Origin of the sequence: Catenovulum agarivorans YM01 (assembly GCF_000281085.1) — a bacterium.
Taxonomy (GTDB): Bacteria; Pseudomonadota; Gammaproteobacteria; order Enterobacterales; family Alteromonadaceae; genus Catenovulum; species Catenovulum agarivorans.
In genome coordinates this window covers 24,262-46,345 of record NZ_JH767523.1, presented here as the reverse complement: position 1 = coordinate 46,345, position 22,084 = coordinate 24,262, and the positions used below count along the sequence as shown (strand labels likewise).

20 protein-coding genes are annotated in these 22,084 nt (G+C 40.2%); 9 read left to right on the top strand and 11 right to left on the bottom strand.

The genetic code is table 11. The features are described 5' to 3' along the window. Positions 1-11 precede the first annotated feature (11 nt). Both WSC_RS0104810 and WSC_RS0104805 read left to right on the top strand, forming a co-directional pair. On the top strand, positions 12-3,062 hold the full coding sequence (locus WSC_RS0104810; RefSeq protein ID WP_016954778.1) for an efflux RND transporter permease subunit: 3,051 nt from the start codon (positions 12-14) through the stop codon (positions 3,060-3,062). 7 nt (positions 3,063-3,069) lie between these two features. Beyond that, positions 3,070-3,723 carry a pseudouridine synthase gene (locus WSC_RS0104805; RefSeq protein WP_016954777.1) on the top strand — a complete coding sequence of 218 codons (654 nt, stop codon included), beginning with the start codon at positions 3,070-3,072 and terminating at the stop codon, positions 3,721-3,723. A 409-nt stretch (positions 3,724-4,132) separates the two neighbouring features. Here WSC_RS0104805 and WSC_RS0104800 read toward each other — a convergent pair whose 3' ends face one another. Next, positions 4,133-5,020 carry an aspartoacylase gene (locus WSC_RS0104800; RefSeq protein ID WP_016954776.1) on the bottom strand — a complete coding sequence of 296 codons (888 nt, stop codon included), beginning with the start codon at positions 5,018-5,020 and terminating at the stop codon, positions 4,133-4,135. Positions 5,021-5,270: 250 nt separating this feature from the next. On the opposite strand from WSC_RS0104800, the gene WSC_RS0104795 reads away from it, so the two are divergent. Both WSC_RS0104795 and WSC_RS0104790 read left to right on the top strand, forming a co-directional pair. Next, positions 5,271-5,492: a hypothetical protein gene (locus tag WSC_RS0104795; protein WP_016954775.1), complete on the top strand. Its 222-nt coding sequence runs from the start codon at positions 5,271-5,273 to the stop codon at positions 5,490-5,492. 47 nt (positions 5,493-5,539) lie between these two features. Continuing rightward, positions 5,540-7,930 (top strand): PilZ domain-containing protein, encoded by a 2,391-nt coding sequence (locus WSC_RS0104790; RefSeq protein WP_016954774.1) that lies wholly within the window; start codon positions 5,540-5,542, stop codon positions 7,928-7,930. 3 nt (positions 7,931-7,933) lie between these two features. On the opposite strand, the gene WSC_RS0104785 is transcribed toward WSC_RS0104790, so the two are convergent. The 4 genes from WSC_RS0104785 to WSC_RS0104770 form a co-directional block, all read right to left on the bottom strand. Continuing rightward, the gene (locus tag WSC_RS0104785; protein ID WP_016954773.1) at positions 7,934-8,305 is read right to left on the bottom strand and encodes a rhodanese-like domain-containing protein; all 372 of its coding nucleotides are present in this window, start codon (positions 8,303-8,305) and stop codon (positions 7,934-7,936) included. Between the two features lie 14 nt (positions 8,306-8,319). Further along, on the bottom strand, positions 8,320-8,658 hold the full coding sequence (glnB, locus tag WSC_RS0104780) for a nitrogen regulatory protein P-II (protein WP_016954772.1): 339 nt from the start codon (positions 8,656-8,658) through the stop codon (positions 8,320-8,322). Between the two features lie 21 nt (positions 8,659-8,679). Continuing rightward, positions 8,680-10,278: an NAD+ synthase gene (locus WSC_RS0104775; RefSeq protein ID WP_016954771.1), complete on the bottom strand. Its 1,599-nt coding sequence runs from the start codon at positions 10,276-10,278 to the stop codon at positions 8,680-8,682. Between the two features lie 129 nt (positions 10,279-10,407). Further along, positions 10,408-10,605: a DUF4250 domain-containing protein gene (locus tag WSC_RS0104770; RefSeq protein ID WP_016954770.1), complete on the bottom strand. Its 198-nt coding sequence runs from the start codon at positions 10,603-10,605 to the stop codon at positions 10,408-10,410. Positions 10,606-10,822: 217 nt separating this feature from the next. Between WSC_RS0104770 and dnaB the strand changes: the two genes are divergently transcribed. After that, entirely contained in the window at positions 10,823-12,226 is a 1,404-nt protein-coding gene (dnaB, locus tag WSC_RS0104760; RefSeq protein ID WP_026016666.1) for a replicative DNA helicase, read from the top strand. An 87-nt stretch (positions 12,227-12,313) separates the two neighbouring features. Here the strand turns inward: dnaB and WSC_RS0104755 are convergent, their stop codons facing one another. The 6 genes from WSC_RS0104755 to WSC_RS0104725 all read right to left on the bottom strand — a co-directional run bounded on the left by WSC_RS0104755 (position 12,314) and on the right by WSC_RS0104725 (position 18,447). Further along, positions 12,314-12,721, bottom strand: coding sequence for a globin family protein (locus tag WSC_RS0104755; RefSeq protein ID WP_016954767.1), 408 nt, complete (start codon positions 12,719-12,721; stop codon positions 12,314-12,316). 13 nt (positions 12,722-12,734) lie between these two features. Beyond that, the gene (locus tag WSC_RS0104750) at positions 12,735-13,067 is read right to left on the bottom strand and encodes a c-type cytochrome (protein ID WP_016954766.1); all 333 of its coding nucleotides are present in this window, start codon (positions 13,065-13,067) and stop codon (positions 12,735-12,737) included. A 39-nt stretch (positions 13,068-13,106) separates the two neighbouring features. Further along, positions 13,107-13,673, bottom strand: coding sequence for a Tll0287-like domain-containing protein (locus tag WSC_RS0104745; protein ID WP_016954765.1), 567 nt, complete (start codon positions 13,671-13,673; stop codon positions 13,107-13,109). A gap of 28 nt (positions 13,674-13,701) precedes the next feature. After that, positions 13,702-15,024: an ammonia-forming cytochrome c nitrite reductase subunit c552 gene (locus WSC_RS0104740; RefSeq protein ID WP_157447188.1), complete on the bottom strand. Its 1,323-nt coding sequence runs from the start codon at positions 15,022-15,024 to the stop codon at positions 13,702-13,704. Between the two features lie 3 nt (positions 15,025-15,027). Next, complete coding sequence (locus WSC_RS0104735; protein ID WP_016954763.1) at positions 15,028-16,962, bottom strand: FAD-dependent oxidoreductase; 1,935 nt, start codon at positions 16,960-16,962, stop codon at positions 15,028-15,030. A 339-nt stretch (positions 16,963-17,301) separates the two neighbouring features. After that, the gene (locus tag WSC_RS0104725) at positions 17,302-18,447 is read right to left on the bottom strand and encodes an OmpA family protein (RefSeq protein ID WP_016954761.1); all 1,146 of its coding nucleotides are present in this window, start codon (positions 18,445-18,447) and stop codon (positions 17,302-17,304) included. Between the two features lie 333 nt (positions 18,448-18,780). Between WSC_RS0104725 and WSC_RS0104720 the strand changes: the two genes are divergently transcribed. The 4 genes from WSC_RS0104720 to WSC_RS0104705 all read left to right on the top strand — a co-directional run bounded on the left by WSC_RS0104720 (position 18,781) and on the right by WSC_RS0104705 (position 22,079). Next, on the top strand, positions 18,781-19,437 hold the full coding sequence (locus WSC_RS0104720; RefSeq protein ID WP_016954760.1) for an energy transducer TonB: 657 nt from the start codon (positions 18,781-18,783) through the stop codon (positions 19,435-19,437). Between the two features lie 18 nt (positions 19,438-19,455). Then, complete coding sequence (locus WSC_RS0104715; protein ID WP_016954759.1) at positions 19,456-20,028, top strand: RNA polymerase sigma factor; 573 nt, start codon at positions 19,456-19,458, stop codon at positions 20,026-20,028. Further along, on the top strand, positions 20,018-20,677 hold the full coding sequence (locus WSC_RS0104710) for a hypothetical protein (RefSeq protein WP_157447187.1): 660 nt from the start codon (positions 20,018-20,020) through the stop codon (positions 20,675-20,677). Before WSC_RS0104715 ends, WSC_RS0104710 begins: the two co-directional genes overlap by 11 nt. Positions 20,678-21,065: 388 nt before the next feature. Continuing rightward, complete coding sequence (locus WSC_RS0104705) at positions 21,066-22,079, top strand: LacI family DNA-binding transcriptional regulator (protein ID WP_016954757.1); 1,014 nt, start codon at positions 21,066-21,068, stop codon at positions 22,077-22,079. Positions 22,080-22,084: the final 5 nt, after the last annotated feature.

Here is a 22,084-nt window from a genome sequence, read left to right as displayed (position 1 = left end):
TTGGGTGGCGTATGAACATAGGTCGTTTGGCACTTAACTACCAGAAGCCAATTTTACTCGTTTTATGCTTGTTAGTTGTTTATGGTCTAGTTAGCTACTTTGCTTTGCCTGCACGCGAAGATCCTGAAATCACTATCAGGGAAGCTGTTGTCACCACACAGTTTCCTGGGATGTCGTCAAATCGCGTAGAAGAGTTAATCACCAAAAAACTAGAAGAATCTATTCGGCAAATCGCGCAAGTTGAAAGAATTCGCTCGACCTCATCAACCGGTATATCAATCATACATGTTGAAATAGCAGATAAATATTTTGAACTAGAAAACATTTGGCAAGATTTACGCAACAAGGTCAGTCAAGTTCAGCACAAGTTACCTCAAGGTACCACCCCCTCTGTCGTCAATGATGATTTTGGTGACGTTGCCATACTCACCCTGGCACTGACTGCGGATGGTTTTTCGCTCGCGGATAAAAAAGAAATGGCCGAGCATATTCGTGACACCTTGTATGCTGTAGCAGGCACAAAAAAAATTGAAATACTCGGCATTCAACCACAGCGTATTTTTATCGAGGTGACCAACGCAAAACTAGCTCAATTTGGCGTATCACCTGATTATCTAGCAAGTCAATTGCAAGCACAAAACATTATTCAACCAGGCGGTACGATAGACACAGGGTTACGTAGCATCACAATTGAACCCAGCGGTAATTTCACGTCGATTGAAGCGATAAAAAATACACTTATTAGTCTACCAAACTTACAACAACCTATGGTTTTGCAAGATATCGCCAAGGTTAAGCTGGATTATATAGACCCACCGTATAACAAGGTTTATTACAATGGTGAACCTGCACTTGTATTAGCTATATCTATGCTGTCTGGTTTTAATGTATTGGAGTACTCCCCTCGCCTAGTTGATAATATTCAGCAAATTCAACAAACACTGCCAATTGGCTACAATTTAGATATAGCGACTATTCAAGCGCAGCAAGTTGAAAAAACGGTTTATGGTGTATCGGTTAGCGTGTTACAAACCTTGTTGATTGTTTTGGTTGTGGTCATGCTGTTTTTAGGTATACGCACAGGCCTAATCGTTGGCAGTATAGTGCCTGTAGTTATGCTCATTACCTTGGCGATTATGAGCTTTACAGGCATAAACTTAGAACGAATGAGTTTAGCTACACTCATAATTGCTCTCGGCTTGTTAGTTGATAATGGCATTGTTATCGCTGAAGACTTTAAAAGTCGCTTAGAGCAAGGATATTCACGCATTGACGCGCTAGAGCAAACACCTAAGGAATTAGCGATTCCTTTACTCAGCTCGTCAATCAGTACCATTTTATTCTTTTTGCCACTTATGCTCGCGCAGCATGTTGCTGGCGAATACACACGCTCAATATCCTTGGTGATTTTAATCAGTTTATTGACCAGTTGGTTGTTAGCGGTTGTGATAACCCCGCTACTTTGTTATCACCTCTTAAAAATCTCCAAGCAGAAAGTGGCGAATAAAACCTCGCTACAGCAGTTTTACCGCAAATTATTAAGGCTCAGTTTAAATTATAATAAGTCTTTGATATTCGCTGTATTTACTTTATTACTTTTGTCTGCACTTGCTATGTCGGACGTTAAAAAACAGTTTTTTCCGGATTCAGATAGACCACAGGTATTGGTTTATTTAGATTTAGAGCCGAGTGCTTCAGCGAACGCGACCGACAAAGCACTGCAAAATGTTTTTCAGTGGCTTGAACAAAATAAATCAAACTTAGCCTACTCAACCCATTCTGCTTATGTTGGTTTTGGTGGTCCACGTTTTGTTTTGTCGCTTACACCAATAGATCCAACATCCAACAAAGCATTTATTGTGCTCAACTATGATTCAGCGGACAAAATTGACGCTGCTATCCAAGCTTTACGCCAAGGGTTTGCACAAAACTTTCCGTGGGTGCGTGCACGAGTGAATAAAATGTTTTTGGGCCCATCAGATTCTTCCGAAATTAAAATTCAAGTTAAAGGACCAGATGCAGAGTATATTTATCAAACAGCTGAAAAAATAAAGCAGATTCTTGCTGGTGTAGACGGCACCATAGATATACGTGACGATTGGCAAGGCAGAATTACCTCGGTTAAAGTTTTGATTGACCAACACAAAGCGCGCCAGGCAGGCGTCACCTCAGCTGATGTCGCAAATAGGCTGCAAGGTTATTTCGATGGTGCTGAATTAACTGAATACCGAGATCACGATAATATAATCCCTATCGTTTATCGCGCAGACCATCAAGAGCGCCATACCTTAGATAGACTGCGCACAACCAGTGTTTATGCAAGCAATCAGCAACATTATGTGCCGCTTTTACAAATAGCTGATTTTGAACCATCAGTAAGCTTTGCTAGTATTCAAAGAGAAAACCTCTTTAAAACCATCTCAGTAGAAGCGCGAAATATATCGATGACAGCTGAAGATTTAAAACTGTTAATTGATGAAAAAATTCAAAGGCTGCAGCAAGATTTACCGATTCACCACAGTATAGAATATGATGGTGTGATCAAAGAGTCAGCTGAAGCACAAAAATCACTTGCCGCTAATATGCCGATTGTCTTGGCTGTTGTGGTACTGTTGTTAGTAATACAATTTAACTCATTCCGCCGACCATTGATTATTATTTTAACTATACCACTGTCTTTTATCGGGGCTGTCGTTGGTTTGTTGGTTATGCAAGCGCCATTTGGTTTTATGGTTTCACTTGGTTTATATAGTTTAGCTGGCATTATCATCAATAATGCAATTGTGTTGATAGACAAAATTGACTTGTTACGCGCGCAAGATATAACACTTGAACAAGCACTCATTCAAGCGGCGACCAGCAGGTTACGCCCTATTTTGATGACCACAGTAACAACCATCTTAGGTTTAATGCCACTGATTCTAACCAAAGACCCGTTATTTTACGGTTTAGCCTGCGTACTCGCTTTTGGCTTAGCAATAGGCACATTACTCACACTTGGTGTTGTACCTGTCTTGTACAAATTATTCTTTAAATCTGACGTTAATCTGCAACAAAGTTAAAATCTGAATGGAAAAATTTATATATAACCCGCCTGCTGGCGTTCCAAATATTTTGTATCAAGACAATGATATTGTTGTTATCAATAAAGCTTCCGGTTTGTTATCCAACCCTGGACGCGCTGTTGAAACGCATGACTGTGCGCTAAGCCGCTTAAAGACTTGTTTTCCTTCTATTATTTTGGTTCATAGGCTCGACTGTGAAACCTCTGGAATCATGGCATTTGCTTTACACAAAGCAGCTGAAGTTCATCTCAAAAAACAATTTGAAGCGCGTACTACTAGCAAAAGCTACCTAGCTGAAGTTTTTGGCAACCCAAGTCAACAAAGCGGTTGTTTAAACTGGTCACTAGCACCAGATAAAAACAATGTGCCTAGACAAAAAGTATCAGAAGATGGCAAAGCCGCAGTAACTCACTTTGAAGTATTGATTCACAAAACTGATTCAGCAGTTGTTCTATTAAAGCCAGAAACAGGTCGAACACACCAGTTAAGAGTACATATGCATCACTGGGGACATACAATTTTGGGCGATAATTTTTACGCATCAGCAGAAATCAAAGCCATGTCCAACAGGCTGAGACTACATGCATACAGTTTAGGATTTACCCACCCAAGTACAGATGAATTTGTTGAGTTTAAAATAGCGGCTGATTTTTTATAAATGTTTACTCAAAACGGGTTCTAGCAATACAAATGCTTAAAAAGCATACTCGAAAGCTAATTTTATAAAGCCTCCATGCCATGGATGACAGGGAGGAGCCTATATGGACATATTCACGGCGACTTTAGAAAATTAAGCTTCGAGTGTGATTGAATGCACCTGAACTAGCAGCGGCAGTGAAGCCTACAGCCCAGTTTTTTATATTGCACAATTTAAACAATGGAGGGAATAAACCGCGGAGGGACCTGTGGCAAAGAAGGGTTACTTGCTTGGAATATTTTTCACAAAACCGCTGTAAACCGTCCATGGGCGCTCTCACACGGTATCCCTACCGAGTTAACGTTTTGTTCAAAACATTTCCAACCAACTCCCCCTCACAACTTACTCGCTATTCGTTGCGATTGAATGCTTAATCCACCTGTAAAGTAATTTTTCGCATCAAGGAAGTAGCCAAATTATTGTCATAATACGCAGCTTCATTTACGAAAGCGGTATAAAGTGCCTCATCACCGTCTAAGTTAATCACGCCACCATCAAACAACTGGAACAAAGGCTCACCCGGTTTAACCGCTTTAAAATCACTGTCTTGAATGTGTTTGTGAACCATGCCAATGCGCTCACCACTCTCATCAGTTGGTAACTTTAAACTTTTGACAAATCTAAAGGCCTCAATTTCTGTCGGTAACTCAGGCACAGAATCCGTATTGAACAACTCAACAAAATCTAAAATATGTTGGGTTAAAGTTTCACTCTGTTCAAATACATCGTGACGTAATACTGATTGAGGAACAGGACCAACCTCAACAATTACACCGAACTTACCAATAGTGCACAACAAATGATGATCTTCATTGGCTTTATGGTCTTCATCACAAAAAATTACCGCCTCTGGCATTTTACTTTTAACATAAGCAGCCAAACGCGAGTAAAACACGCCTTTTTGCGGCATCAATAAGGTAGGCCCCATATTGCTGGTTGTAGTATGTAAATCAATCACCAAATCTGTTTTAGGATTACCTTTTGGACCCAAAATTTGGTTAATACTCTTCGCACGTAACGCTTCATAATAAGCTAAGTCAGGGTTTGCTAAATCTTTGCTGGCAAACTGACGATTCAAATCTTTATCAACATAACGGCGATTAATATCATAGGCTTTTGGATTACCTTGCAACAATTGAGTCGAAAATGTTGAGCGACTGATCTGCTGCTGGGCTTTTTGCCACTTTTTCATTAAGTACACACCGGTAATCTCGTTTCCATGTGTACCACAAACAACTGCAACAGTTTTAATTGACATATAGGCGCACCTTCAAAAAATTGGTCTTAAATACGAGATAAGCTAAATCTAGCAGAATAAACAGCAGTTTTTTAATTACTTATAGATATAAGTTAGCAGAATTATCAGTTTACACCACAGTTAAATTTATTTGTTTGCAACAAGCCTGCCGCAACATTGGTATGGAAATTGATTATCTACTTATAAGCAAAGTTTACTGCCAATTTTTTGGCAGCTAACCAAACAAATGATAACGAGCACGAGGTATCAGATGATCAATTCAGTTAACCAAAATCCTTTTTCAGCACAATCGACATTAAACTCCGCATCAAATGTTCAGCAATCGACAAGCACAAGTGACAGTTCAACAATCAACTCACAGCAAGCACAACACTTGCTCAATAATATACTTGCAGCCTCTCCTACTGAGTTGTTTGCGTCAGTATCAAGTAACAAAATGAACGTATCACATGCCTTATCCTTGGTAGATTAAGCTAGCTATGCTAATGTTCTGCTATTGCATGTAGATATCTGTGTGTTATGCAGCCAAAAACAACAAAAATCGACAAAACTTTACAGAACATTATCGAACAACTGATTAAGTTTTATCAAAAGCCTGGATTTGATAAAGCTTATGAAGCACTTACAACTAAACTACCTACGCAGAAAAAATTTTTAATTAAACAGGAATTAGCCCGCCTGTTTAAACCTTTTGATCGCAGCATAGATATGTCGCGAGATTCGGCCTATCCAATCAGTGAATTTATTTGGCAAGGCAAACGTTTCTATTTAGATGAAATAGGTCGTCGTATTTTTTTGCTCGAAGTGGAAAAGTTTGAAAACCAATACACCGAAGGTGTGTACGAGCGTGTTACCGACGGTAAACTGTATGCTCAGTTTGAAAAACAGTATGCCTACGAACAAAAAATTCGCGAATTCGAAGTCGATATTTCTGAACTTGGCCGTACAACCCGCCGCTTAGAAGAGCGGTTACACTGTGCCAAACCTGTCACTTTATACCGACAAAACGGTCAAGCGTTGGAAGTTATCACCTCAAATATTTCCCGCAGTGGTTGTTTATTAAGAGTCAAACCTTTTGCTGCACTACAGCGTGATGAAATATTTGAGATCGATTTTTCATCTATGACCAGCCAATTTAAATTTAACGGCCAACCCAGAGCTGGTTATCAAGTTAAGTTTTTAGCACAAGCACCTGATAAAGATGGTTGCCAACGAGTTGGTGTGCAGCTTTGCGAAAATAATTACGAGTGGACACACTTCTTAGACAAGTATGTGTTAGCCAACCGTGCTCAATATAAAGTAGATATCACCAATGCGAAAGACTTAGCTGAAACACGTTTATTAGAAGCACATTTACTTAATACCAGCAATTGGATGAGTGTATTCGCACGGACAGACCAGCAACAATTAAAGCGGCTTAATTACGTACTCACTAACCCCAAAAGCAAAACTTTGTACGATTATTTTATTGATGAAAACAATCTTAATCGGTTAAATGGCATACTGGTGCGTTTATGGCCGCATCTATCCGCTGATTCAAATGCCATAGCTGTCATTAGGTTTGAACAACAAGGAAAAATTCAGTTTTTAGCCGCCAGCTTAAACCAATTAATTGCACAGAAACAACTCGCGAGCTTTGTTGCATTTGCCAATCAAAAAGGCATTTTACAATTATTAATGCTGCGAAAACGCGAAATTGCGGTAAAAGAAATAGAAGATATCAAATTTAGTTGGTTTGACGACCAGGCGAAAGCAGACCGAGCTTTGTCTCCACTCAAAGACATTAATCAGTTAATTAGCCTATATCCACTTAACCAGCAAGAAACTGCACTAGAGCTAGACAAAGCTTACAAATTAACTGGCGACAAAGTTAAAGCATTAACACCATACTTAGCGCCAACGATAAAAAATCATCATATAGGTCAATTTGACGTGCAACCAAAAGACGCACGCAAAGAGAATCGATATTTTTATACAACTTCTATAGAGATCGTAAATTTAGAACAAAAAACCACTATTTCTGGAAAATTAATAGATTTATCGCTCAATGGCTTGAGCCTCAAGATAGACAATCCAGCGCAACAAATTCAAGTCACACAAGTTATTAGCGTAACTGTCCCCAAGTTTGAACAATTTGGGGAGCGAAATGCAATTCACAACGCTTTATATAAAGTGGTGGGGATAAATCCTAAAGCACAAACCTTGCACTTGCGAGTTTACGAAGACGAAAATGCCCATAATATTCGAGCTTTTATGGGTTTATTGATACAAACGAATCGTACTTTATTATCGATTAATGACAGTTATGATAAATTTGTTATTTTGCAAAAAGCCCTCTGCATTGCGTTTATGACCTTTTACCCAGCTATTGCATTTGGTTTAACACGTTCTGCAAAAAAACTATTTAATGTTGCACGTTTATTAACCTCTAACTATAAAACCCAAGAGCTAACAAGCCTATCCGACTTACAATCTCCTATCCAGCAACAGCATGTGTCTGTATTTCAATTGATATACGACGACAAACGCAACCCACCATTTTTACGCTCGATCACACGTTTTTTGAAAAGTGGTGAAGCCATCGAAGACGAAGTAGCCTTTTATGTAATCCCTGGTCGTGTAGATATAACTAAACAGGCTCGAGCAGGGGCAAATCCGCGGCTGCAGAATCAGTTTATTCGCAAAGCGGTAAGCCATGATGGTTTAAAAGTATTTAGCTTAAATATTCAACCTAGCGCTAAAAATTTAATCAATGAAATTAGTGAAGAGCTCGATTACATTGCTAGATATAACAAACATCAAGCTGAGAAAATACAGGCCTTAGCTAAACAACTATGTGGCATTATTGAGGTGGTGGATACGGATGAGTTTTGGTGGGCTATTGGCAAAATAGATATTAACAAATATTAATATCTATTTGTCTAATGGCAGATTAAGCGAACACCAACGGCGAAAACCACCATCCATATTGATGACTTGGCGATAACCCATTTTTTGTAGGTTATCTGCAGCGAGCGCTGATCTATATCCACCACCACAATACAAAACAAGTTTAGTTTGTTTATCTGGGAATTTAACTTCAATATCGCGCTCGATAGTACCTTTGCCTAAATATACGGCGTTCGGTAGATGACCCGCTTGCCATTCATCTTGCTCGCGCACATCAACTAAAATTAAAGACTCATCTGCTTGTTTCATTTCAAGATAAGTCTCAATATCAATTTCTTTGATGCGACTGCGCGCGTCGTCCACCAAGGCGATAAACGCAGCACTATGTGATGACATGATGTAGTTCCGAATTAGATAGCGTCTTCGTTTTCTTCGCCAGTACGGATACGGATAACACGCTCAACATTAGTTACGAATATTTTGCCGTCACCAATTTTGCCACTTTGCGCAACTTTAACGATAGTCTCTAAACAACGGTCTACTTCATCGTCGCTTAACACTATATCCAAACGCACCTTAGGTAAAAAGTCGACATTATATTCAGCACCGCGATACAACTCAGTGTGCCCTTTTTGGCGGCCAAAACCTTTAACTTCGGTTACCGTCATACCGGTAATACCAATTTCAGCTAATGCTTCGCGCACGTCGTCTAGCTTAAAAGGTTTAATGATAGCTTCTACTTTTTTCATAATTATATCCCCTTAAAATTTTTAGTGCTCTCGGCCAAAACCAGACGTTATTGGGTAACGTCTATCTTTGCCAAAATTGCGTTGTGTAACTTTTGGTCCAATCGCTGATTGGCGGCGTTTGTATTCGTTAATATCCACTAAACGCACAACCTTTCTGACAATTGTTTCGTCATAGCCTAATGACACAATATCAGCGATAGATAAATCATTCTCCACATAGGCTTCTAGAATAGCGTCTAGATCATCATATGGAGGTAAACTATCTTGGTCAACCTGATCCGGTGCTAACTCAGCAGAAGGAGGACGCGTAATAACACGTTCAGGTATCACTTTACCTAAAGTATTGCGGTAATTTGCTAATTTGTACACCATTGTTTTTGGTACATCTTTAATTACAGCAAATCCACCAGCCATATCACCATATAAAGTGCAATAACCGACAGCCATTTCTGACTTATTGCCCGTTGTTAAGACGATGCGACCTTTTTTATTCGACAGCGCCATTAAAATCACACCACGACTACGCGCTTGTAAGTTTTCTTCAGTTGTATCTTTTTGTGTACCTGAAAACATAGGGTCAAGTGCTTGCATAAAAGCATCGAACATAGGTTCAATTGACACTATGTCAAACTCAACATTCATAGCCTGAGCTTGCGCTTTTGCATCTTCTACACTCATTTGCGCTGTGTATTTAAACGGCATCATAACAGCTTGAACTCGTTCAGCACCTATTGCGTCAACTGCCACGGCCAAAGTTAAAGCTGAATCTATCCCACCAGACAAACCAAGCACTGCACCTTTAAAACCATTTTTATTAACGTAATCGCGCGTTGCCAATACCAAAGCTTGATAAATTTCGGCTTCTTCACAATCGGCTAAAACTTCGATACGCGTTTGGGTAAATGCATCGGCAAAATCTAATACAGCGAAATCTTCTTGGCATTGATGTAAACGGCAAACAAGCTCACCACTGCGGTTGACCACAAATGACGCACCATCAAACACCAGTTCATCTTGGCCGCATACTTGGTTTGCATAAACTATCGCGACACTATGATTAACCGCGCGTTTTTTAATGAGCGCTTCGCGCTCTAGCTGTTTTTCTAAATTAAAAGGTGATGCGTTAAGTGAAACAATAACATCGATATTGAGGCCGTCGTAATGGGCAATTGGCTGGTCATCCCATAAATCTTCACAAATTAATAAACCTATTCTTTTCCCTTGATAGTCAAAGCTAACCGCGTGACTACCCGCAGCAAAATAACGCTTCTCGTCAAACACGCCATAGTTTGGTAGCGCTTGTTTAAAATATCGAGCAAGCAATTTTCCATCAGCATAAACACTCGCGGCATTATAAATCAAACCGTTTTCTTGAAATGGATGGCCCACAACAACAGCTTTGCCATGACTAATAGCGGCAATTTGCTCAAGTGCAAAATCTAAACGTTTGTATAAGTCAGGACGTAGTAACAAGTCTTCTGGTGGATAACCTGTTAATGCCAGTTCGGGAAAAACGACTAATGCGTTTTCAGGTGACTTTTCTACATCGGCGATAATTTGTTGGCAGTTTTTATCAATTGCGCCAACAGTAAAATTGCTTTGTGCAATGACTAATTGCATAGAATTCCAAACAGTCTTTTCAAATATTTCAATAGCGCAATAATATACCGATTGGCATATAAAATATACGCCAAATCAACATAATATCCTTAACTCCTGCAGAGAAAGCAGACTTTCTCTAGCTTGAATTTACAAATCTGGACTAAACTGATTTAATTCGGCTTCATAGTGATAGCCAATACGCGCCATCTTATCTTCTAAAGTAAATTCATCTACCTCCATCATCATAGCTAAACTATGTAAATCTTCACACTCATGACGCAGTTGATCATTAACTATGCCCAACAAAATATTTGGATCCATAGTGGTTGCTTTATGTAAATCCATCTTGCCCTCCAGCCGCCTAAATAATTGGTAGTCAAATTGCGCTATTGCGCAGTATTAACCATAGTACAGCTTGGCGAATTGCCAACTTAATCGCAAAAGTAAAATTTGCTGCTTCAGAAAACTGTAAATAAATACGGACAAGCTCATTTGAAACTAGCAATTCAAACTGCGGCATTTTCTTGGCATAATGCATGTTCAACAACAAGGTATTATAAAGATGGCGCAAAATATTACTTGGCAAGCAAAAAAGCCAACTCAATCGGTTGAAGAGATAAAATCTTCCCCTCACTCATTAGAAGCAGAACAATCTGTTGTTGGTGGATTATTATTAGATAACGAAGCTTGGGATAGAGTTGCTGAACGTGTAGTCGCACAAGACTTTTATCACCACGCAAATAAAACCGTATTCGAGCACATGGCTAAATTGGTTGAACAGCATCAGCCAATAGATTTAATTACCCTGTCAGAGTCGCTAGAACAAGCCAAATTATTAGAAGAAGTTGGTGGTTTTGCTTACCTTGCAGAAATAGCTGACAACACACCAAGTGCCGCTAACATTACCGCTTATGCCGATATCGTGCGTGAGCGTGCGGTTATTCGTGAAATGATTGCTGTTGCCAATGAAATCGCCGAGGCTGGTTACGACCCACAAGGCCGCAGTAGTAGCGAATTATTAGATCTAGCGGAAAGCCGCGTATTTAAAATTGCTGAAGCACGAGCAAACGCCAACGAAGGTCCAAAACAATTAAAAGATGTACTTGCCTCAACCATAACTCGTATTGAAGATGCGATGAAAAATGGTGCCGACGGTGTAACGGGTGTAACCACAGGTTTTAACGATTTAAATGATATGACCTCAGGTTTACAGCCATCAGATTTAATTATTGTTGCGGCACGTCCATCAATGGGTAAAACAACCTTTGCGATGAACTTGTGTGAAAATGCCGCTATGTCGTTTGACAAAGCCGTGCTGGTATTCAGCTTAGAGATGCCTGCAGAACAAATCATGATGAGGATGTTGGCTTCACTTAGCCGAGTTAATCAAACCAGTATTCGTACCGGTAAACTAGAAGACGAAGATTGGGCGCGAATTTCTTCAACTATGGCTTTGTTGGCAGAGAAGAATAATATTTATATCGATGATTCGTCTGGCCTAACGCCAACAGAAGTACGCTCACGGGCGCGTCGTGTCGCTCGAGATCACAAAGGTGGTATTGGTTTAATCATGGTCGATTACTTGCAGCTTATGCAAGTACCAGGTTTATCTGATAACCGTACGTTAGAAATTGCCGAAATTTCCCGCTCACTCAAAGCACTGGCTAAAGAATTACAAGTACCTGTAGTTGCCCTGTCACAGCTTAATCGTAGTTTGGAGCAAAGAGCAGACAAACGCCCGGTTAACTCAGATTTGCGTGAATCAGGCTCTATCGAGCAGGATGCCGACTTAATTATGTTTATCTATCGTGATGAAGTTTATTACCCAGAATCGGAGCGTAAAGGCGTAGCAGAAATTATCATAGGTAAACAACGTAATGGTCCTATCGGCCATGTAGATGTTGCTTTCTTAGGTCAATTCTCTCGCTTCGATAACCTAGCAAGAATGGAATACCAAGGATATTAAAAGCTTACAACCCTGACTTTTTGACACAGAAAAATGACAAAGGGGCGTCTTGCCCCTCCATTGTCTCCACTTCCTAAGTCTTATCGCTCAATCGTATGCAGCTTCAATCATCACAGAAGATAACAAACCATATACGTCTACCCAAGCTTGTTTAACTTCTGCGGTAAAGGCATCACCTAAGCCTTGCTCGAGTGTCCAAATTAACGCATCACCAACCACAGCATAATGCGCTTTAGTCACGCCATAATCAATATGGCGTTTGGCTAAATCCTGCGCTACTGGCACTAAAGCGTCTAAATTTGTCAAACTTGCGACGGCTGTCCCAATCATCTGCATTAATTTAGCGCCCTGCTCGGTTAAATCAGCCTTAAATAAAGGCCTTACTTCGGGTGCAATCTCAAACAAACGCGCATAAAACATAGCAGCGGCTTTGTCTGCAATTGGCGCGACTTGAGCAAAAGTACTTTGTACTAACTCAACTGCATTTTCTTGCATAATATTTTCCTTATTATTGGCTTTGACTCACCATGTACTTAACAGCAAGTTCAACCTGCATATCTGACAGGCTAGTATTGCCACCACGTGCAGGCATTATACCCGTGTCACCTTCAAAACCATTTTTAGCATGGTCGAATAACACGGGCAGTCCTTTTTCAATTCTTTTTGCCCACATCCTTTTATTGCCTATAGGTGGCGAGCCAGCTAACCCCTGTGCGTGACAAACTGCACAAGTGCCTTGCCAAATTGTTTGGCCTTCAGCTAACGCTGCTTGCTCGGGCGATTCCGAGCAGGCTGATAGTAGTACTGAAGCACCAATAAATAAATAAGAGCCTAGTTTCATAACTTCACTCCATTACTCATCAGAGCCTGAGAAATTTAATTAACTTAGTGGTACACGAATAACCACACCACCCATTACATCACCTACTTTAAAGTCTGTTTTCGGTGAATCTTTATGATCGTTGTGACATGAGGCACAAACAGGTGCAACAGCAACGTCTGGGTAAATTGCAGTAAAGTATGTTTTGCCGCCTAAAGTTTCTTCTTTATAGAAATTTTTCCCTGGATTATCCACGATAAACTGTAAACCTTCTTTTTCAACAGCTGTCACTGGTGCATTTTGGCTATTAATAGGCCATAAAGACTGCAGTGAATATGAGAACTTGTCGGTTTTCTCAGCAACAGTTTCTGCACCAAAACGAAACATCTGAGCTGGCAAAGGCAGCGCTTTGTCATCCATAAAGTGTTCTGATGCTTTAATCACTTTTTCCTCTTTGGTTAAACGACCTACTACTTTTTTAGTGTATACAGCGCGGTCGGAGTCCATTACTAAATGCAAAGCATCTGTAAATTGCTGTGGTGAAATACCCGCGTCTTTATCTCCTCCACAAGCAGATAAAATAGCGATACTTGAAGCAGCTAATGTCATTTTTAAAGTGTTTTTCATAGTGGTTTCCTCGTTGGCTTGGTTAAATCTATTTCACCCGCTCAACTGCCATATCAATACTTTTGATATGTAAGCTAGGCGCGTGTAAAAAGTTGTTTTTAATTAATTCTTGATCGGCTAAAGCGTCTATTGAAAAGGCCAATCCATGACAGTTCATACAGACTGAGCGCAACATTTTTTCATTCGGTCTTAAGTTGTCATTGACGTTGTGGGACACTGCATGTTTACCGCCCTGCTCGACAACTGGCATATGGCAAGTCGCGCAGCTGACCCCTTCGCCCTGAGCAATTTCACCGGCTAACTCCTGCTGCCATAGTTGACCATGCGGGCTTTGTTCAAATGCCAAACTGTGATCATCAGCATGGCAACTCAAACAGGACTCGCTTGCTGCTTTTTGTAAATCCAGCTCATGTGGTCCATGACAAGTAGAACAGGTCATTTCTTTTTCTAAACTATCTGATTGGAAAACCAGCCGACCTTGTGCTGGCGTCATAGGAGACAAGCTTTGGCTTAATTTATCTGACAAACGCATGCCATGATGGCTTTGGCTAAAGCCTTGCCATTCTTGTTCATGGCAGTTTTGACAAACCTGAATTGCTGGTTTTTTCTGCCAGTCAGAGTTATTCGCTTGGTGACAGTCGCGGCACTCAACACCAACGGTTGCGTGACTACTTGCTTGCCAGTGTTCAAACACTTCTGCTGGAGCTTCAACCGGCTGGATATCCGCCACTGTTAAAGCTTTAGTTTGTGGATTGTCAGTTAAATATTCAGTTACAGCATCTCGTAGCGGACGCATAGCAGGCATAAATAAATCAGCTTCTCCTGCATGTTTAACTAAAAAGTTTTCGTATAAAGCTTTGTTGTCGTGATAATTATGGCAACCGGCACTGGCACAAGTTTCAAATCCCATACCTTCATGGCTTGGCCTTTCAGAGGCTATGTCTTGGTGACAATGCCAACAAAAATCATCAGCTAACGTGCCCCCCATAGCCCTTGTTTGTTCGTTTTGATGCTCTAAATGACAAGTGACACATTGGGTTGCGTCCAATACTGCGAGTCTGTCTGCATTACGCGGATCGGTAAATTTTGCTTTTGGGTGGGAATCTTCAGCGATAGATAATTCTTGCGCGTGACAATTTACACAAGCATCTTGAATAACCTCGCCTCCACCAAAGGGTGAAGTGTGGCAAGTAGAGCAAGCAAGCTCTATTTGATGATGACCATGAGTAGCTTCACCAATCAAAAAACTTGATTTATCTTCAGACCAAGCCAACTCAAACAGCAAATAAGCTGCTAATGCTAAGCTAGAAAAAATCCAAATTATCCAAGATATAGACTTCAAAATGCTCACCCACTAAAAATAATAAACAGAAACAATGTGAAAACTCAGCAACACAGGTAACGGCCAAACGGCCAGTATGTGCCCCCACAAACTTGCTTTACGTAACACCTTGGCTTGCGAAATAGATAATTTGTGTTCAAGTGAAATAACTGAGCCAAGCGCAATGCCAAGTACAGCGGTTGCAACAAAACTAATCATCAATGCTTGATTTAAATTGACACCAAAACTTAAACCGCTGTGCAATAACAGCGCAAACAAGGCGACTATGGCTAAAGAGGAATGAATAACGCGCCAGGCCGGAAAGCTCAGCCACTGGAATTTTTTAATGCGTTTGCGCAGTGATACAATCGCTAGAAATATCGACAAAGTTAATAAAGTAAAACCTGATATCTGTTTGTATAGTGGGTCAATCCACAATACCTCTAATGAAAAGTCCTGTACTGATTGAGCGACTGCAATCGCCGGTATAAATATCAATAAAAATGAAAAGATTAGCGATGCAAGAGAGGTTTGTAATAAAGGCTTCCAATATTCAGTTGCTTGGGTATTTTGACTACCACACAGCTCAGCAATTAATGGTTTACACGAACCACAAACTGTACCCGCACCAGTTTCTGCACTGACTTTGGCTTGCGAGCAATCTTGAAATGCATTAACACAACCAAGAATGCTAGATTTAGGCACAGCCATACATTGGCACACCAAAGCTTCATCCGGCCAATCCATAACACCTGAATCGCTATTGCTGAACAGTTCACCTGTTTGTTTGAATTTCCATAAATGCCAAGGCCAAATTGCTCTACCGGCAACAATGTGCTCTTGTACTCGGCGCGATTCACTCCATTGCCCAATCGCTTGTGCACCAATAATTTTGCCACTTTCAATGACAATTTTGCGGTACGTTTCACCGTCTTGATAAACCCATTCGTCAGTTCTTGGTCTGCGTGGCTTTTCAACTTCACCGACTGAAAATACCTGTTCACCAACCACTTTTAACTCTGTAGCTGTGGTACTGCCTAAATAAGCTGCGGGCTGCCCTGATAAAAATGCGGCCAAAACAGCCGCTTGTTCAAAACCTGGAGCAACCAAGCCGTAAGTGACATTTTGATATTCTGCACACTCACCTATTGCATATACGTTTGGCTGATTGGTACGCAGGTGATGATCAACCTTAATTGCTCGACCAACATTAATGCCATAATTAAACGCTAACTCCTTGTTAGGTACTATACCTGCCGCAAATACCACAGTGTCGCAGTCAATCACTTTGCCATCTTGTAGCTTGATTGCTTCAACCCGCTCTTCTCCGAGTATTTCAATAACACCTTGACCACATTCAACATTAATACTCATGTGCTCAACACTTTGTTGCAGCATTAAACCAGCGACTTCATCAAGTTGATTGTTCATTAAATGATTAGCACGCTGCACCACGGTAATTTGGGTGTTAAACTTTCGCAAAGCTTTGGCAGTTTCGAGACCGAGTAAACCGCCACCTAGCACACAAACATGCCGAGCACGCACAGTACGAGCAAGCAATGCCTGTACGTCATTCATATCGCGAAACGAATAGACACCTGACAAGTCTTTACCGGGAATATTTGGAATATATGGACGAGAGCCGACTGCTAAAATTAACTCACTATATTTATGTACAATGCCAGTTACATCGGTAACCGTCTTGTTAGCAGCATCTATATCAAGGATAGCGCAGTTGAGGAATGGTGTAACCGCATCATCCGCTTCAATGCTACTCCACTCGTGACTTTTAAGTTCGTCCCAACCTAAATCATTGGCTAATAAAGAAGAAAGTTTAACCCTGTTATAAGGCGTCCAAGGTTCATTACCAAATAGTTTTATTTGTGTACCTGGTAAATGTTTGCGTGCTTCTGCTACAAAGCGCAAACCAACAGGTCCAGTACCAATAACGATAATAGGATCTTTCATTCTAATTTTGCTCCGGTGGCTGTAGAGTCAAAATTTGTGCAAAAAAAAGCCCGTAGTGATATCTGCAATAAAGCAACTATCAACTACGGGCTACAATGCCTAACAAATTTTCATTACAGACCTACTGATGCAAGTCCCAAACCAAAATTAAAAAACCTTTAAAATTCAGAATAATAAAACAAAACATGCAAGAGAAGCGTAGCGATGACTAGAGCTGATGCATTATTTTGGTATTTTTATTACCACAAATAGTGCACATTTTTGGCAGGCTGGCATCAAGCTAGATCAAAAAAGCCGACTGACGTCGGCTTTTGTTATCTTAGCTAAACCAATTGATAATTAGTTAGCAGAAATTTCCGCTGTTACACGACGGTTTTGCTTACGGCCTTCTGCAGTTGAGTTGTCTGCGATTGGGCTAGACTCGCCTTCACCTTTAGAAGTTACACGAGCAGAATCAACACCAAATTTATTGATTAAGTGAGCAGCAACACGTGCAGCACGTTTTTCAGATAACATTTGGTTGTAGGCAGCAGAACCAGTTGAATCAGTGTGACCAACTAATTGCACTGATGTATCTGGGTACTGGCGTAAGAAATCCGCTACTTTCTTCATTTCAGAGTCATATTCAGCTGGAATAACACTGCTGTTATTTGGGAAAGTGATGTAAAGTTGAATAGAAACTGTCTCAGCTAATTCTTCTTTACAGCCATTGTCCATAACTTTAGCGCCTTCTGGCGTCATTGGACATTCATCTAAATAATCGTAAACGCCATCAGCATCACGGTCAAAAGGACAACCTTGACTATTTACACGAACACCAGTTGGTGTATTGGCACACATATCAGAACTATCTGCTACACCATCAGCGTCTGCATCCATAACAGCAGGTTTAGCAGGGGCTGCTGGTGCAACTGATTTAGTAGTTTCTTTTTTAGCAGGCTTACTGCTTGCTTGACCAAATTGATATTTCAAACCAATGCTAGGCATAGATTCGATTAATGTAGAATCAAAAGAAACCAATAAGTCCCAGAAGAAAGTTGCAGATAATTGAGGTTGAATGAAATATTCATAACCAGCACCTGCGCGAATAGCGACTTTGCTTTCTGAACCTAAAGTACCAGCATCTAATTTATATTGGCCTAAACCAGCTTTTGCCAACAAGCTATTTTCGCCAACTGGCGCATAGCGGTAAACACCGTTTACAGACAATAAACTTACGTCTGTGTCAACTGCTAAAGCAGTATCAGTTTCAGTGCTAGCCATGTTGTAATTAACTTCAACAGCCCACTCTTTGTCGATTTGATAACCTAAACCTAACCAAGGGCCAATTGCACCGTTGTCTACGTTATGTACGTCAGTATCGAATAAGAACATATTTGCGCCGCCAGTTACGTATAGCTGCTCTTTTGCTAAATCATTAGCCAAAGCGTTTGCTGAACACAACATAGCTGCAGTTAAAGTTGCTAGTTTAAATGATTTTTTCATAGTGAATATCCTTAACCATTTTATTAAAAACGGGTGTTGTTTATGAAAGATAGTGACCCAATTACACCATCCTAAAACGACATTTATATGTATACAGTCAAATTTTTGCCTTTTGTTTTCAGGGTATCCTAACCTGACTTACAAAAAAACGATGTGTCAATTTAACTAAGATGTGAACCAAATCTCATACAAAGTTAACTATATCATAGCTCTTATTAATAAGTGATTGAATAGTAAATATTGATGTTTAAACAAATTTTTAATTTTTTTAACCCCATTTTAGGTTTTATCCCGTTATCAATAGTGAATCATTAAAATAACTGAGGATAATTTATGCATACTCTAGCTTTTACCAGTGTTAGACCTAACCCACAAATAACCCAGCAAATAAGTAAAATGATTAGCATAGTTTTATCAGGGGCACTTATCAGCTTTGGCTTGTTTGTTACTATGGAGTTGTTGGTGCGAGCGCCTGATGCACCAATAGAGCAAATGACCTATGTGCCCATTGGCCCTTTTGTTATGCCAAAACCAGAAACTAAAGTGATCACCAAACCGGTTAAATTACCACCACCGCCAGAGCTAAAAGTACCACCTTTACCACCTAAAAATATTGCAGATCCGGTTAATGCGATTGGCAATCCAACTTTAACTGTGCAAACTCCAGTAATCGAGCCAACCATAGGTGATACAATTACTTTTACTGGCCAAGGTAATACTCAAGCCACTCCAATAGTGCGCATTGACCCTAAATACCCAGCAATTGCGGCTAGAGATGGAATTGAAGGTTGGGTTAAATTAAGTTTTGATATCAGCCCTACGGGTGAAGTAATCAACGTAAAAGTGCTAGAATCTGAGCCGCGTAGAATATTTGATCGTTCAGCCGCAAAAGCTTTAGCTGGTTGGAAATATAAACCTCAATTTGTTGAAGGCCAAGCTAAAACTCAATCGGGTTTAAGCGTTAAACTAGACTTCACATTAGCCAAGTAGCTAGGGAAATAATTACAATTGATAACACAAGCACTTAAAACTTTACTGCCGCTAGCAAGCGGCAGTAAAGATGAAATGAAGCTATTTGTTGATACTGGCCAAGCTAAATGGTTGCATATTCTGGTCAAACGTCATCAGGATGAGCTGTATAAATTTTTGAGCCACCAGATATCTTGTGAGCTTGCAGCCGATGTTACGCAAAAAACTTGGTTAAAAGTAATAGAAAACAAACACAAGTATCAATCTCAAGGCGAGTTTAGAGCTTGGTTGTATCAAATTGCGCGAAACTTAATGATAGATGAGTTGCGCAAAAACAAGGCTGACAACACCAATGAGTTGAGTGAATTGGTTTCTGACAAACTTGTGCCATCAACTGATGAATTAGCCCATCAGCAGCAAATTCGAGATTTTCGCCAAGCATTTAACCAATTACCTATAGAGCAGCGCGAAGCTATCAGTTTACAGTTTGAAGGATTTAGCCTCAGTGAAATTGCGCAAATCACCCAATACCCAATTGAAACAGTGAAAACCCGCATCCGATATGCCAAACAAAAATTGCAAGGTTTATTGGCGGAGAAAAATGATGAATGATTTACATAATTCTGATGAACAAAAATTAAAAAAACTCTATCAACAAAGTAAGCAGCAACTACCGAATGATGAGCTTTTAACCCAACGTATTTTACAAGCAACGGATAAAGAAGTTAGAAAACGGCCAATGCAAAAACAATGGTTGGCGATAGCGGCTGCAGTATTAGTTGCTGTCTTAACAGTAGATATGATCCAATGGTCACAAAACTTAAACTCATCGCCGACAAGCGACTACTCTAGCAGTGTTGTGCAGTTAACCCCAATAAACGACTTGCCCGCCGACCAAGTTGTTATAGCCAAAGAAATAGCGCAACTAGAAGCATTTATACAATCGGCAACGGCTGAAAGTTTAACTTTATCAGAAGGGTTTAATCAGCATTTATTTGCCTATCAGAGCCAATATATGCAAAAACCTAACTCGATTGTTTATGCCGTGGCGGCACAAATCCGAGTTTCAGGTGAACAGTTAGTTATTCATTTTTGTGATAAAGAGACAAAAGTTCAGAAGTTTTATGCGAATAAACTTGATAGACAAGAGCAACAGCAGTTTTTAGCTAAACTGCAACAAGCACAAATGGTCACGGTATATTTATCTACTGATGGCAAGGTAACTGCGATATCTCCGAACCAACAGCAACAATGCAGTTAGGCAGAAAGTAAAATCCGTAAGCGAAAAAGCGCCCTATTACAGAACCGTCAAAAACTGGTAATAGGGCGTTAGCAACATAAGGCTATAACATGGGAGCTTATACTCTGTTTGTTTAACCATCTAAACCTGTCGGCTTCCCATAAGACAGATAAACAAACTCAAGCACATTACAGCAAACTCAAAGCGTTAGACCACTCTTGAACTCGTGTAATGTTTGTTAGTTTAGGCATCTTGCCTAAATGCTCAAGTTGAATACGTATGTAACCTGAATTCCGGATATTAAAACGTTTATAACCCAAGTGAATTGAGATTATGTTGAATTAGTATTCAATTTGGAAAACGTTTTCTGTAAAATAGCCAAATCGAGCGACTTTTAGGAAAGTTTTTCATGGCCAGAATGGGTATCAAACAAATTGCAGCGCTTGCAGGCGTTTCAATTGCAACAGTTTCACGAACTTTGCGAAATCCTGAAATAGTTTCAGAAGACACACGCAAAAAAGTACAAAAAGCGATAGATGAGTCTGGTTATAAACCGAATAAACTGGGCGCGAGTTTACGTACACATAGAAGTGGCAATGTTGTAGTAATTATTCCGGATGTGACCGACCCATTTAACTCTGGGATAATTTGTGCGATTGAGCAACAAGCACAAAAGCTCGGCTACTCTGTTTTGTTAGGCGATACACAAAATGACGAAGCGCGCGCAAAACAATATGCTGAAATGGCTGAATACGGCCAGGCTGATGGCATTATTCTCTTTTCGCATAAACTTCCGTTTGATCTAGACCCAAATAAAACTGTGCTCGAGCAAATTCCGCCTTTGGTCAACGCCAGCGAAGCGACTGAACATGACGAACTACCCAAAGTATTAGTAGACAACTACTCGGGAGCTTGTCAGGCAACACAACACCTTATTGATCTAGGCCATAAGCGCATTGCTGTTATTACAGGTCCGTTTGATACCAATAGTACTCAAGAGCGTTTACGTGGATATAAAGATACCTTGTTTAATGCAGGTATTGCCTATGATGAACAACTCGTTTGTGAAGGTGACTACCAGTTAGATTCAGGGGTAAATGAAACGGAAAAACTTTTGCTGTTAAAAAATCGTCCAACTGCTATTTTTTGTTTTTGTGATGACATGGCGATAGGCTCGAGCAAAGTTTTAAAAGAAAACGGCTATGATATACCGAATGATATCTCTCTTGTCGGCTTTGACGATATTCGTTATGCATCTTACATAACCCCTACTTTAACAACAGTTCGCCAACCTGTAGCAGAGCTAGGCCGTATTGCGATGTTGCAGCTACATCAAATACTCAACAAGTCTGTAGCCGAGCAATTAACTGTACTGCCACTAGAGTTGATAGTGCGCCAAAGTACTGGGCCTGTTAAAAATTAATAGCA